14 protein-coding genes are annotated in these 11,957 nt (G+C 69.7%); 8 read left to right on the forward strand and 6 right to left on the reverse strand.

From position 1 onward, the window contains the following. The 7 genes from VNW53_RS15265 to VNW53_RS15295 form a co-directional block, all read left to right on the forward strand. Nucleotides 1–877: acyl-CoA dehydrogenase family protein (locus tag VNW53_RS15265; protein WP_325556627.1), on the forward strand; the 877-nt coding region annotated here is incomplete at its 5' end. A 150-nt stretch (nt 878–1,027) separates the two neighbouring features. After that, nucleotides 1,028–2,536: a tannase/feruloyl esterase family alpha/beta hydrolase gene (locus tag VNW53_RS15270; protein WP_325556629.1), complete on the forward strand. Its 1,509-nt coding sequence runs from the start codon at nt 1,028–1,030 to the stop codon at nt 2,534–2,536. A 2-nt stretch (nt 2,537–2,538) separates the two neighbouring features. After that, nucleotides 2,539–3,999: a tannase/feruloyl esterase family alpha/beta hydrolase gene (locus VNW53_RS15275; RefSeq protein ID WP_325556630.1), complete on the forward strand. Its 1,461-nt coding sequence runs from the start codon at nt 2,539–2,541 to the stop codon at nt 3,997–3,999. Nucleotides 4,000–4,062: 63 nt separating this feature from the next. After that, the gene (locus VNW53_RS15280; protein WP_325556631.1) at nt 4,063–4,587 is read left to right on the forward strand and encodes a GNAT family N-acetyltransferase; all 525 of its coding nucleotides are present in this window, start codon (nt 4,063–4,065) and stop codon (nt 4,585–4,587) included. A 120-nt stretch (nt 4,588–4,707) separates the two neighbouring features. Further along, nucleotides 4,708–5,457: a TSUP family transporter gene (locus tag VNW53_RS15285; protein ID WP_325556633.1), complete on the forward strand. Its 750-nt coding sequence runs from the start codon at nt 4,708–4,710 to the stop codon at nt 5,455–5,457. Between the two features lie 143 nt (nt 5,458–5,600). After that, nucleotides 5,601–6,185 (forward strand): GNAT family protein, encoded by a 585-nt coding sequence (locus VNW53_RS15290; protein ID WP_325556635.1) that lies wholly within the window; start codon nt 5,601–5,603, stop codon nt 6,183–6,185. A 95-nt stretch (nt 6,186–6,280) separates the two neighbouring features. Further along, complete coding sequence (locus VNW53_RS15295) at nt 6,281–6,616, forward strand: hypothetical protein (RefSeq protein WP_325556636.1); 336 nt, start codon at nt 6,281–6,283, stop codon at nt 6,614–6,616. Nucleotides 6,617–6,625: 9 nt separating this feature from the next. On the opposite strand, the gene VNW53_RS15300 is transcribed toward VNW53_RS15295, so the two are convergent. The 6 genes from VNW53_RS15300 to tadA form a co-directional block, all read right to left on the reverse strand. Then, nucleotides 6,626–7,402, reverse strand: coding sequence for an ABC transporter permease (locus tag VNW53_RS15300; RefSeq protein ID WP_325556638.1), 777 nt, complete (start codon nt 7,400–7,402; stop codon nt 6,626–6,628). Beyond that, the gene (locus VNW53_RS15305; RefSeq protein WP_325556639.1) at nt 7,399–8,316 is read right to left on the reverse strand and encodes an ABC transporter ATP-binding protein; all 918 of its coding nucleotides are present in this window, start codon (nt 8,314–8,316) and stop codon (nt 7,399–7,401) included. The genes VNW53_RS15300 and VNW53_RS15305 overlap by 4 nt, the downstream gene beginning before the upstream one ends. Before the next feature lie 93 nt (nt 8,317–8,409). Beyond that, a complete protein-coding gene (locus VNW53_RS15310; RefSeq protein ID WP_325556640.1) occupies nt 8,410–9,288 on the reverse strand; it encodes an SDR family NAD(P)-dependent oxidoreductase in 879 nt (292 codons plus the stop codon). Between the two features lie 73 nt (nt 9,289–9,361). After that, nucleotides 9,362–9,775, reverse strand: coding sequence for a type II toxin-antitoxin system VapC family toxin (locus VNW53_RS15315; RefSeq protein ID WP_325556642.1), 414 nt, complete (start codon nt 9,773–9,775; stop codon nt 9,362–9,364). A gap of 1 nt (nt 9,776) precedes the next feature. Next, a complete protein-coding gene (locus VNW53_RS15320) occupies nt 9,777–10,289 on the reverse strand; it encodes a DUF7662 domain-containing protein (RefSeq protein WP_325556644.1) in 513 nt (170 codons plus the stop codon). Between the two features lie 111 nt (nt 10,290–10,400). Further along, the gene (gene tadA, locus VNW53_RS15325; RefSeq protein ID WP_414693285.1) at nt 10,401–10,868 is read right to left on the reverse strand and encodes a tRNA adenosine(34) deaminase TadA; all 468 of its coding nucleotides are present in this window, start codon (nt 10,866–10,868) and stop codon (nt 10,401–10,403) included. An 81-nt stretch (nt 10,869–10,949) separates the two neighbouring features. On the opposite strand from tadA, the gene VNW53_RS15330 reads away from it, so the two are divergent. Then, complete coding sequence (locus tag VNW53_RS15330; RefSeq protein WP_325556715.1) at nt 10,950–11,954, forward strand: pseudouridine synthase; 1,005 nt, start codon at nt 10,950–10,952, stop codon at nt 11,952–11,954. The last annotated feature ends 3 nt before the right edge of the window (nt 11,955–11,957 follow it).

Here is an 11,957-nt window from a genome sequence, read left to right on the forward strand (position 1 = left end):
GCTGCTGCGCGGCGAAATCCGCTCGGCCTTCGCCATGACCGAGCCGGCGCATCCCTCCTCGGACGCCAAGAACATCAACATGCGCGCGACCCTGGTGGGCGATGAGTATGTTATCAACGGCGAGAAATACTACATCTCCGGCGCCGGCGACCCGCGCTGCAAGATCATGATCACCATGGTCCAGACCAGCCCCGACGGCCCGCCGCACCTGCGCCAATCGCAGATCCTGGTGCCCACCGACGCGCCCGGCGTGAAGATCGTCGGCCCCATGTGCGTGTTCGGCGATCCCGACGCGCCGCACGGCCATATGCACATCATCTTCGACAACGTCCGCGTGCCGAAGGAGAACATGTTGCTGGGCGAGGGCCGCGGCTTCGAGATCAGCCAGCTTCGTCTGGGCCCGGGCCGCATCCACCACTGCATGCGCGCCATCGGCTCGGCGGAGAAGGCGCTGGACCTGATGGTCACCCGCGGCCTGACCCGCGAGGCCTTCGGCAAGCCGATCATCCAGCTCGGCGGCAATATCGAGATCGTCAGCCGCGCGCGCATCGAGATCGAGGCCATGCGCCTGATGGTGCTGAAGGCCGCCAAGGCGATGGACGTCCTGGGCAACCAGGAAGCCCGCGTCTGGATCCACATGGTCAAGGCCATGGTGCCGGAGCGCGTCTGCCAGATCATCGACCAGGCGATCCAGATGCACGGCGCGACCGGCGTCAGCCAAAAGACCCCGCTGGCCCGCATGTACACCTCGACCCGCACCCTGCGGATCGCCGATGGCCCGGACGAGGTCCATCACATGGTGGTCGGCCGCAACGAGCTGCGCCAATACCGCGAAATGCCCCAGGACCCGTCCTCCGCGGCGGTGTTCCGGAACTAGCTGAAAGCCTGTCGCCGCCGCCTTCTCTCCCGTTGGCGGCCCTCACCCTACCCTCTCCCCTCGCGCTACGCGTCGGGGGAGAGGAGGTGGCGCCCGCAGTCAGTCGTGCCTACACTCGGGCCAAACATAGGCTTGGGAGGGCTGCTTAAGATGAAACCCGCGACCTTGGGGCTATCGGTGTTCGCGCTGACGCTCGCAGGCTTGGCCGCGCCGGCGATGGCGCATGCCGAGACCGCCTGTGCGGACCTGGCCAGGACCGCCCTGCCCCACGCGACCGTGACCAAGGCGGTGGAGGAAACCGTCGGCGACAAGCCGGTGTGCAAACTGTCGGTGACGGCCAGGCCCACCGCCGACAGCGACATCCGCCTGGAGCTCTGGATCCCCCAGGGCGGCGCCTGGAACGGCAAGTACCTGCAGCTCGGCAACGGCGGCTTCGCGGGCTCGATTCCCGTCATCCAGTTCGGCCGGCTGGTGCGGGCCGGCTATGCGGTGTCGGGCACCGACGACGGCCACCAGGATCCGGTCGCCACCAACGCCTCCTGGGCGCTGGGCCACCCTGAGAAGGTCATCGACTTCGGCTGGCGCGCGCTAAAGGAGACCACCGACCTCTCCAAGGCGCTGATCGTCGCCAACAAGGGCGGCCGGATCGCCAAGTCCTACTTCTTCGGCTGCTCGGACGGCGGCCGCGAGGCGTTGATGGAGGCGCAGCGCTATCCCACCGATTTCGACGGCATCGTCGCCGGCGCGCCCGCCAACTACATGAGCCAACTGTTCGGGCTGTCGGCGATCCAGCAGCAGACCATGGCCAGGCCCGGCGGCTATCTGGCCGCGCCGCAGCGCGAGCTGCTGCAGAAGACCGTGCTCGCCGAATGCGGCGGCGAGGCCTTCATCCGCGACCCGATGAGCTGCCACTTCGATCCGGGCAAGCTCGCCTGCAAGGCCGGCCAGACCCCAAATGCTGACGGGGGCGGCTGCCTCACCGCACCGCAGGTGGCCTCGGCCAGGGCCTTCTACGACGGGCGCAGGGACCGGTCGGGCAAGGTCGTCTTCCCCGGCTACAGCCCCGGCGCCGAGGCGTTGAACGGCAGTTGGAACGCCTGGATCACCGGCCCGACCTCGGAGACCAACCAGAGGGCCGCGGGGCCGTCCTTCTCGTCCAACGCCTTCAAGTACTTCGGCTTTTCGGATCCCAACTTCGACTATCTGAAGATGGACATGGGCGCCCAGTTCGAGGGTGCGCGCAAGAAGATGGCCGCGGTGCTGGACGCGCCCGACCCCAACCTCGCGGCCTTCAAGAAGCATGGCGGCAAGCTGATCCAGTACCACGGCTGGAACGACCCTGCGATCCCGCCCCGGTCGTCGGTCGTCTATTACGAGGACGTCCGCAAGACGATGGGCGACACCTCGGATTTCTACCGGATGTACCTGGTGCCGGGCATGCTCCACTGCGGCGGCGGGGTCGGCCCGTCCAACGTCGACTGGGTGGGCGCGCTCGACGCCTGGGTCACCGCCGGCAAGGCGCCCGCGGACCTCACCGCCGTCGCCGGCCAGGGCCAGGCCCCCGGCGGGCCGCCCAGCCAGGTGCTCTGCCCCTATCCGGGCGTCGCCAGGAAGACCGGCGAAACCTGGGCCTGCGCCACTCCCAAGACGAAGGGCTGACCATGAAGCTGTATCTGTTCGCCGCGGGCGCCGCCCTGGCGCTGGCCGCGCCGCTGGCCGCGCACGCCGAGACCTCCTGCGCCGACCTGGCCCGCGCGAGCCTGCCGCACGCCGAGGTGACCGCCGCCAAGACGGTGGCGATCAAGGCCGGCCAGGCCTGCGACCTCTCCGTCACCAGCCGCCCGACCGCCGACAGTGAGATCAAGATCGAGGTGATGATCCCGGTGGGCTCGGCCTGGAACGGCAAGTTCGTCCAGGTCGGCAACGGCGGCCTGGCGGGGTCGATCCCCGCCGCCCAGGTCCGGCAGCGCGCCGAGGAGGGCTATGCGGCGGCCGGCACCGACGACGGCCACGGCGGCAATGGCCGCACGGCCACCTGGGCCCTGGGCCACCCGGAGAAGATCAAGGACTTCGCCACCCGCTCGCTGAAGGAGACCACCGAAGCCGCCAAACTTCTGGTCAAGGCCCAGAAGGGCGAGGCGCCCAAGCGCAGCTATTTCGTCGGCTGCTCGGCCGGCGGGCGCGAGGCCCTGATGGAGGCCCAGCGCTTCCCCGACGACTTCGACGGCATCGTCGCCGGCGCCACGGCCAACTACAACACCCTCTCCACCGGCGGGCGCGCCTACATGCAGCAGGCGCTCGCCAAGCCCGGCGGCTACCTCGGCCTGCCGCAATTGCAGCTCCTGCAGGACGCCGCGCTGAAGCAGTGCGCCGACGGCGGGCCCTTCATCCGCGACCCGATGGCCTGCCACTTCGATCCGGCGGCGCTGAAGTGCAAGCCGGGTCAGGCGGAGGGTTGCCTGACGGCCCCGCAGATCGCGTCGGCCAAGGCGATCTACGGCGGACGCGTGGTCGGGGGCAAGTCGACCTTCCCCGGCTATATGCCGGGCGCCGAGGCGATGCGGGGCGGCTGGCAGGCCTGGAACACCGGGACCTCGCAGGCGGCCTGGACGGAATCCGCCGGCCACGCGATCTCGTCGCAGTTCCTGAAGTACTTCGTCTACGACGACCCGTCGTTCGACTTCCTGAAGATGGACCTGGGCCCCAGGTACGACCGCGACCGGAAGAAGACCGCCGCGATCCTCGACGCGACGAACGCCGACCTGACACCCTTCAAGAGCCATGGCGGCAAGCTGATCCAGTACCATGGCTGGAACGACCCCGCGATCCCGCCGCTGGGCAGCATCAAGTACCACGACGCGGTGAACGCCAGAATGGGCGACACCACGGGCTTCTACCGGCTCTACATGATCCCCGGCATGCTGCACTGCCAGGGCGGCGCGGGGCCCGGAACCGTCGACTGGCTGTCCATCCTCGACCGCTGGGTGGAGGCCAAGGCCGCGCCGAACGAGGTGACCGCCACCGGCGCCGGCGGGGCCAGCCAGCTTCTCTGCCCCTATCCGGGCGTGGCCCGGAAGGCCGGCGACGGCTGGGCCTGTTCGATGGGCAAGACGAAGGGCTGAGCGGCAAGCTCTGCTTTTGGGCTGGCGAAGCGGCGTTCGCGGGGGTAAGCGAACGCCGTTCAGATGACCAAGGCCTTCCGCATACGCAGCCTGTCCCCCGAGGAGGCGCAGGCCGCGGCGCCCGCCCTCGCCGCGGTCCTGGCCGACTGCGTCTGGGGCGGCGCCTCGGTCAGCTTCATGGCCGACCTGACCCTGGACGAGGCCGAGGCGTTCTGGCGCCGGCAGGCGACCGCCGGCGACGGCCGCGCCATCCTGGCCGCCGAGGATGACGAGGGCGTCTTCGGCGTCGTTCAAGTCATTCCCGCCTGGCCGCCCAACCAGCCGCACCGGTCCGATATCTCCAAGCTTCTGGTCCATCGGCGCGGCCGCCGGCGCGGCGCGGCCGAGGCCTTGATGCGCGCCGCCGAGGACGCGGCGCGGGCCATGGGACGGCCCTTGATGACCCTCGACACGGTGACCGGCGGAGCCGCCGATCGCCTCTATGGCAAGCTCGGCTGGACCCGGGTGGGCGTGATCCCCGACTTCGCCCTGATGCCCGATGGCGCGCTCTCCGCGACCACGGTCTTCTACAAGGCGCTCCGTCCGTGAGGACGTCGAGCCCCAGCCGGACGGCCGGCCCCTCCTGGCGCACGTCGCGCCGCGGATCCGCGGACGAAGGGGCCTGTGCCCCCTTCGCGAGGCGGGTCGCAACTCCGAAGGAAGACATCCATGGCCCTCTCGATCGGCGCGTTCGTCGTCGCCATGTCGTTCCTGACGGCGGCGATCTCCGGCGTCTTCGGCATGGCCGGCGGCCTGATGCTCAAAGGCGCGCTCGCCCTGGTGTTGCCGGTCTCGGCCACCTTTGTGGTCCACGGCCTCCTGCAACTGGTGGCCAACGGCTGGCGCGCGATCCTGCATCGCCGGCATGTGAGCTGGCGGATCGTGGCCGTCTATGCGCTGGGAGCCTTCACCGCCGGGGGCCTGATCGGCCTGGTGGCCTATGAGCCGACGCGGGCCACGCTCTACCTGCTGATGGGCCTGACGCCCGCCCTGGTCTGGCTGCCGCAGGGCTGGGTGAAGGTCGACGCCTCGCGGCCCAGCCAGGCCTATGTCTGCGGCCTTTCGGTCACCGGCATGAACCTGAGCGCCGGCGTCGCAGGCCCCCTGCTCGACGTCTTCTTCGTGCGCACCGCGCTCACCCGCCACCAGATCGTCGCCACCAAGGCCGCGACCCAGGTGTTCAGCCACCTGATGAAGATCGTGGTCTACGGCGCCCCACTGATCGCGACCGGCGGCAAGGGCATTCCGCCCTGGTGGGTCTTCGCGCTCGCCGTCCCGCTGTCGATGCTGGGCACGGCGGCCGGCGGGCTTCTGTTGAACCGGTTGAGCGATGTGGACTTCAAGCGCTACCTGCGCCTGATCCTGACGGTGATCGGTGCGGTCTATCTGGCGCAGGCCGCGCGCCTCTACCTCGGCTAGGAGCCAAAAAAAGAGCCGGGCCTTTTGGGCCCGGCTTTTGAAGTCTAGGGAGGAAACGCCCAGGAATGGGCATGGCTGAAGTATGTGCTCAATCCGGCGTTGCAAGGCGCCCGACGAACTTTTTTGGCGACGGACCACGAAAAATGCAGTTGCTGCCGATTGTGCTGGAAGATCGCCACGTCCGGCTGGAGCCGATGACCGACGCGCATCGCGAGGACCTGAGGGCGGCCTGCAACGCCGACCCCGCCACCTGGAAGGAGCTCTATCCCTACTCCATGGAAGGCAAGCATTTCGACCCGCGGTGGGCGCAGATGGTCAACGACGTGGCGGCCGGCCGGACCATCGCCTTCGCCGTGGTCGTCGGCGGCCGTTGCCAGGGGATCACCTGCTATTCCGCGATCGACGCGGCCAACGGGGTCGTCGAGGTGGGCGGCACCTACTACCACCCCGACCAGCGGGGCGGGCCGGTGAACCCGGCCGCCAAACGCCTGATGCTGGAGCACGCTTTCGACAGTGGCGCCCGGCGGCTGGTCCTCCGGGTCGACGCCATCAACGCGCGATCCCGCGCCGCGGTGTTGAAGCTGGGCGCGACCCAGGAAGGGATCCTGCGCCAGGACCGCGTGGTCTGGACCGGGCGTGTGCGCGACACGGTGGTGTTCTCGGTGCTGGCCGATGAGTGGCCGACGGTGCGCGAGGGGTTGGACGCGCGGCTGGCGAGGTTCGGCTAGGGCGGCGTCCGCGCGACCAAGGTTGCGCCGGGCGGCCCTGCTCAAGTCCGCTCGCAGGTTCCGGTCTGCCGCCGTATGGGTTAAGGCCCTGCGGCATGAGCTTTCGGATCCCCATGGCCGCTGCGGCTGCGACAGCGCTCTGCCTGGGCGTGGTCGGCCCCGTCCTGGCTCAGGCGCCCGACGACCCGCTTCCGGCCGGCGCCGGCAAGGACGTCGTCGTGCGCGTCTGTACGGCGTGCCATGAGGCGACGCAGTTCGCCTACGCGCGCCACACGCCCGACGAATGGGACGACGAGGTCACCAAGATGCAAGGCGCGGGCGCCGAGATGACCGCGGAAGAGCAGGCCGCCATCACAGCCTATCTGGCCAAATACCTCGCGAAACCCGCGCCCGCCGCGCCCGGCGACGCGAAGGGGCCGGCGGGGCGTTAGGGGCGCCGGCTACCCCCGCCGCGCCAGCTTCCGCGACGCCAGCAGGATCAGCACCCCGCTCATCGCCGCCAGCACGCCGGCGTGGCCGACCAGCGAGCCTTCCGTCGGCATGCCCGCCGCGGCGTGGGCGAGCTGGGCCAGGTGATAGGTCGGCCAGATGGTCCGAATGTCGTGCAGGAAGCCGCTTAGGGGGAAGAACAGCCCCGACAGGAAGGCCATGCCCAGGTAGGCGATGTTGGCGATGGCGCCGGCGCTGGAGGCCGGCGCCCAGGCGCCGATGAACAGGCCGATGGCGCAGGCCGGGATCACCCCCAGCGACATCACCGCCGCCACGGTGATCAGCTTGGCCGGGGCCAGGGTCACGTGCCCCATGGTCAGGCCGGCCGTCACCAGCATGGCCATCACCACGATGGCGAAGACGTAGGCCATCATCAGCTTGGCCGCGAGGTAGGAGCCGGTGGGCATGGGAAGGGCGCGCTTGAAGGTGAGCAGGCCCATGTTCCGCTCCACCGCCACCAGGATGCCGAAGCCGAACAGGCCCGGCCCCATGACGCCATAGACGGTCCAGCCCACGAACATCATGTCCGCAAAGCCCGGCGGGCGGTGGCCGCCGCCGTTCAGCACCACGCCGAAGAAGCTGTAGAACAGGATCGGCATGGCCAGGATCGGCACCGAAAAGGCCGGCGTCCGCAGCAGCCGCAGCGATTCGTACTTGGCGTCGCTGAGATAGGCGCCCAACAGGCGCGCGACGGACATCTTGGGACCGGAGTCGAGGATCGCGGTCATTCGACGGGCTCCTGGGTGAGTTCGGCGAAGGCTTCGGAAAGGCCGGCGCGGCGCACCTCCAGGTCCTTCAGCGTCGGGTCGGCGGCCAACAGCTTGCGCACCACCGCCTCGGCGTCGGCGGTGGTGATCGAGAGCTGGCCGTTTTCGCTTAGAGTTGCGGCGTTGACCTCGGGCCAGGCCTGCGCCTGGGCGAGGCCGAGCGAGGTGACGCAGTCGATCCGTTTCCGCGCCACCAGGGCCCGCATCTCGTCAACGGTGCCCTGGGCGACCTCGCGGCCCTTGGCCATGACGACGACACGGTCGGCCAGCGCCTCGGCTTCCTCGATGTAGTGGGTGGTGAGCACCACCGAGGCGCCGCCCGCCACCAGGCGGCGCACCGCCGCCCACATGGTCGCGCGCGCATTGATGTCGAGCCCCGTCGTGGGCTCGTCGAGGAACAGCAGCCGTGGGCGGCCGCAGACGGCCAGTGCGAACTGGGCCTGCCGCTTCTGGCCGCCGGAGAGCTTGATGTAGGGGCGCGCGGCGATCTTCTCGACGCCGGCCAGGGCGATCGTCTCGGCCAGGCTCAGCGGCGCGGGATAGTAGGCGGAGGTCTGGCCGATCAGGTCGCGCACAGTGAGCGCGTCCGGCAACGCGACCTCCTGCATCATCACGCCGACGTTGCGGCGGGCGACCAGATCGTGCGGCGAACGGCCGAACAGGGCCGCCTCGCCCGCGTCGGGAATCTGCAGGCCCAGCATCACGGCGATGGCGGTGGTCTTGCCCGCGCCGTTGGGGCCCAGAACCGCCAGCAGCTCGCCGGGCCGCACCTCCAGGTCCAGGCCGTCCAGGGCGATCGTGTCGCCGTAGCGCTTCCGGACGCCGGTGAGCCGCGCCAACGCATCCCCGATGGTCTGTCCGCCGTCTTTCGCCATGGACCGCCCCCGCTTTCATACCTAGTCGCCACGGCGGGCGGCGTTGGATGCAGAGCGCCTTGCCGCCCCGCTCCGGGGAGGGCGGGCGGCGGCCTATGCCGTCTGCGCCGTCCGCTCCTCGGCGTGGGGGAAGAACACGTCCGCGGCGTGCTCGGCCACCTCCTGGGCGGTGTAGGGGCGGCCTGGATTGAAGCCTCCGGTCTGCAGCATCTTGATCTCGCGCACGCCGCGGCTGGAGACCCCGAGGATCTTGCCCGAGTGGTCGGCCGCCAGGTCCGAGACCATGAACAGCACGCCCGGGGCCACGTTCTCCGGCAGGCTCATGGGATCGGGCTCCTTGCCCTGACGCCCCGGCAGGTCGGACGTCATGCGGGTGTAGGCGCCGGGCGCCAGGCCCATGACCCGGATGTTGTACTTGCGTCCCTCGATCGACATCACCCGGACCATTCCGTAGATGCCGGCCTTGGCCGCCCCGTAGTTGGTCTGGCCGAAATTGCCGTAGAGGCCGGAGGTCGACGAGGTCAGCACCATCGACCCGCCTCCGTGGTCCTTCATGTACTTCCAGACCGGCAGCGCGGTGCAGTAGGTCCCTTTCAGGTGCACCTTGATGACCTTGTCCCAGTCCTCCTCGGAGGTGTTGGCGAAGGTCTTGTCGCGCAGGATGCCCGCGTTGCAGACCAGGATGTCGACCTTGCCGAAGCTGTCGAGCGCCGTCTTCAGGATGTTCTCGCCGCCTTGCAGGGTGGAGACGTCGTCGCCGTTGGCCACCGCCTTGCCGCCGGCCGCCTTGATCTCGGCCACCACCTTCTCGGAGGCGGCGCTGGTTCCGGTCCCGGAGCCGTCGCGCGAACCGCCCAGATCGTTGACCACCACCGCGGCGCCTTCCTTGGCGAACAGCTTGGCGTAGGCCTCGCCCAGGCCGCCGCCGGCCCCCGTGATGATCGCCACCTTCCCGTCGAGCAGACCCGCCATAACCGAACCTCCCAATGTGTTTTGGTTTTATGGACGGCATCTTCCGACCGGGCCCAAGCGGTTGGCAAGGGGATCAATTCCCGTCGAGCGTCCGCACGAGCTTGGCCAGACCGGCGCTCCTTGCCCGAAGCGCCAGTTTAATATCCGCCGTCAGCACCCAACTGTCCGTGGCTTCCGCCAGCGCCAGATAGGCCGCGTCGTAGGCCGAGAAGCCATGGTCGGCCGCCAGCGTGAACGCCGCATCGGCAAGGGTCCGCGCCGGCGCAACGTCCGCCAAAAGCTCGGGCAGATTTCGGACCATCGCCTCGGCCTGATCTCTAGCAAGCCAGCCCCGACGCAGCGACTTCAGCGCGACGCTGGCGACCTCCAGGAAGATCAGGTCTGGCGCGGTCCAATCGCTACGCTGCGCGATCGCGGCGCGCGCCAGATCAGAGCCAGCCTCCTCGACAAGACACTTTACAGCGACCGAAGCATCGAGAACGCCCAAGTCAGCGCTCGTCGCGGTCTTGTCGGATCATAGCTGTACTGTCGTGGCCGGCCGGCATGTCGCCCACCGAAAGGGTCTCCAACATCCGACGCCGGCGGCCTGCCGCCGAAGCCTCCAGAATGGCCACGATCGCCCCACTCCGGTCCAGGCCAGCCTCTTCCGCCCAATCATCGATCATTCGAAGGGCGGAGATCGAGAGGCGGGAGATGGACAGGAGGATCGCGTCCCCGGTCGACGCTCCAGGCGCGGCATCAACCGTAAAAGGCCGCGATTCTTCGCGGACAAAGGTCACGCGCTCGCCGCCGACATCGACCCGGCTGGTCTTCCAACCCGCCTCGCGCCACGCACGCGCGCCGACGTGGGTGCCGACGTTATTGGACCACCAGGCGGGATATTGGCGGGCGGACGGGGGCAATTCAAAACCGAGCACCTCCTCGACCTCCGGGAAGCTCATGGGTGTCTCGGTTCCTGGGCGCGATTTGAGGAAGTCCTTCAACGGATCGTACTTGCTCATCGGCTGATCTCCGGTCGCCACTCCATCGGTTATGTAACATATAATATGTGAACTTCAAGTGTGATAATACATATATATATCGCCGGTTGGCGCTACGCACCGCGGCGTGGCCTAGCCGCGCCGCGCCCGGAAGAAGGCCTTCAGCATCGCCGAGCTCTCGTCGGCCAGGACGCCGCCCTCGACCTGCGGGCGCCAGTGGCAGGTGGGCTGGTCGAAGAACCGGGGGCCGTTGACCACCGCGCCGCCCTTCTCGTCCTGCGCGCCGAACACCAACCGGCCGATGCGCGCGTGACTGATCGCGCCGGCGCACATGGCGCAGGGCTCCAGCGTGACCACCAGGGTCAGGTCCGTCAGGCGGTAGTTGCCGAGCCTGGCCGCCGCCGCGCGGATGGCCACGATCTCGGCGTGGGCCGTGGGATCGTGGGCGCCGATCGGCTGGTTGGCGCCCACCGCGATCACCTCGCCGGAGGCCGGGTCGACGACCACCGCGCCCACCGGGGTCTCGCCGGCCTCGGCGGCGGCTTGCGCGGCGTCGAGCGCGATGCGCATGGTGCGATGGTCATGATCCACGATCCGCACCGAACCGGCGCCCGCCCCTCCGGTCAAGCCCGCGCGCCCGATGGGTCGCCTCAGGAAAACCCCGGCGACCGGGTGGCGAAGATGCTGGCCCGCGCCGGTGTGGCCTCGCGCCGCGAGGTGGAGCGGCTGATCGAGGCGGGGCGCGTGGCGCTGAACGGCCAGGTGCTGACCACGCCCGCCGTCAAGGTCGAGCCCGGTGATATCCTGACGGTGGACGGCGCGGTGGTGACCGAGGCCGAGCCCGCACGCCTCTTCCGCTACCACAAGCCCATCGACCTGGTGACCAGCCACAAGGACCCGCAGGGGCGGCCGACGGTCTTCGAGGCCCTTCCGCCCGGCCTGCCGCGGCTGATCTCCGTGGGCCGCCTGGATATCAATTCCGAGGGCCTGCTGCTGCTCACCAACGACGGGGGCCTCGCCCGCGCCCTGGAGATGCCGCAGACCGGGATCGTGCGCCGCTACCGCGCCCGGGCGCGGGGCCGCGTGACCCAGGAGCGGCTCGACACCCTGAAGAAGGGCATCACCGTCGAGGGCGTCCACTACGGGGCCATCGAGGCCACCCTGGACAAGGCCAAGGAGGGGCCGCAGGGCGCGAACCTCTGGATCACCGTCGTCCTGGCCGAGGGCAAGAACCGCGAGGTTCGCCGGGTGCTGGAGGCGCTGGGCCTGAAGGTGAACCGGCTGATCCGCCTTTCCTACGGCCCCTTCGCGCTCGGGACCCTCTTGCCCGGCGAGGTCGAGGAGGTGGGCCCGCGCGTGATCCGCGAGCAGATGGCCGAACACATCGCCCCGCAGAACCTGCCCAAGGGCGACCGGCCGCTGTGGAAGAAGCCGGCCGCGGCAGCCGCCGGCCCGCGGCGCGGCGCCGTGGAGATCGGCCGCCCGGGGCAGGCGGGCCGGCCGGGCAAGCCGCACCGTCCTGCGCGGGGCGCCGCGGCGGGCGGCGAGGCGCCGAAGAAGAAGGAATACAAGGCCGGCTGGGCCAAGCCCAAGCCCAAGGCGGCGATCGCCAAGACCGCGGGCCCGAAGCGCCGCTCCGGCGCCGCCCGCAGGACGCCGCGGCCCGGTGGGCCCAAGCGCGGCTGATCC

The sequence above is a fragment of the Phenylobacterium sp. genome (genome assembly GCF_035569475.1).
In the GTDB taxonomy this organism is placed as follows: Bacteria; Pseudomonadota; Alphaproteobacteria; order Caulobacterales; family Caulobacteraceae; genus Phenylobacterium.

Excerpts from the sequence above, each read along its gene's own strand:
- VNW53_RS15295 (WP_325556636.1), top strand. The coding sequence starts at position 6,281 with ATGAGCTTTCGGATCCCCATGGCCGCTGCGGCTGCGACAGCGCTCTGC.
- VNW53_RS15285 (WP_325556633.1), top strand. The coding sequence starts at position 4,708 with ATGGCCCTCTCGATCGGCGCGTTCGTCGTCGCCATGTCGTTCCTGACG.
- VNW53_RS15330 (WP_325556715.1), top strand. The coding sequence starts at position 10,950 with ATGCTGGCCCGCGCCGGTGTGGCCTCGCGCCGCGAGGTGGAGCGGCTG.
- VNW53_RS15320 (WP_325556644.1), bottom strand. The coding sequence starts at position 10,289 with ATGAGCAAGTACGATCCGTTGAAGGACTTCCTCAAATCGCGCCCAGGA.
- VNW53_RS15280 (WP_325556631.1), top strand. The coding sequence starts at position 4,063 with ATGACCAAGGCCTTCCGCATACGCAGCCTGTCCCCCGAGGAGGCGCAG.
- VNW53_RS15305 (WP_325556639.1), bottom strand. The coding sequence starts at position 8,316 with ATGGCGAAAGACGGCGGACAGACCATCGGGGATGCGTTGGCGCGGCTC.
- VNW53_RS15275 (WP_325556630.1), top strand. The coding sequence starts at position 2,539 with ATGAAGCTGTATCTGTTCGCCGCGGGCGCCGCCCTGGCGCTGGCCGCG.
- VNW53_RS15290 (WP_325556635.1), top strand. The coding sequence starts at position 5,601 with ATGCAGTTGCTGCCGATTGTGCTGGAAGATCGCCACGTCCGGCTGGAG.
- VNW53_RS15270 (WP_325556629.1), top strand. The coding sequence starts at position 1,028 with ATGAAACCCGCGACCTTGGGGCTATCGGTGTTCGCGCTGACGCTCGCA.
- VNW53_RS15300 (WP_325556638.1), bottom strand. The coding sequence starts at position 7,402 with ATGACCGCGATCCTCGACTCCGGTCCCAAGATGTCCGTCGCGCGCCTG.
- VNW53_RS15310 (WP_325556640.1), bottom strand. The coding sequence starts at position 9,288 with ATGGCGGGTCTGCTCGACGGGAAGGTGGCGATCATCACGGGGGCCGGC.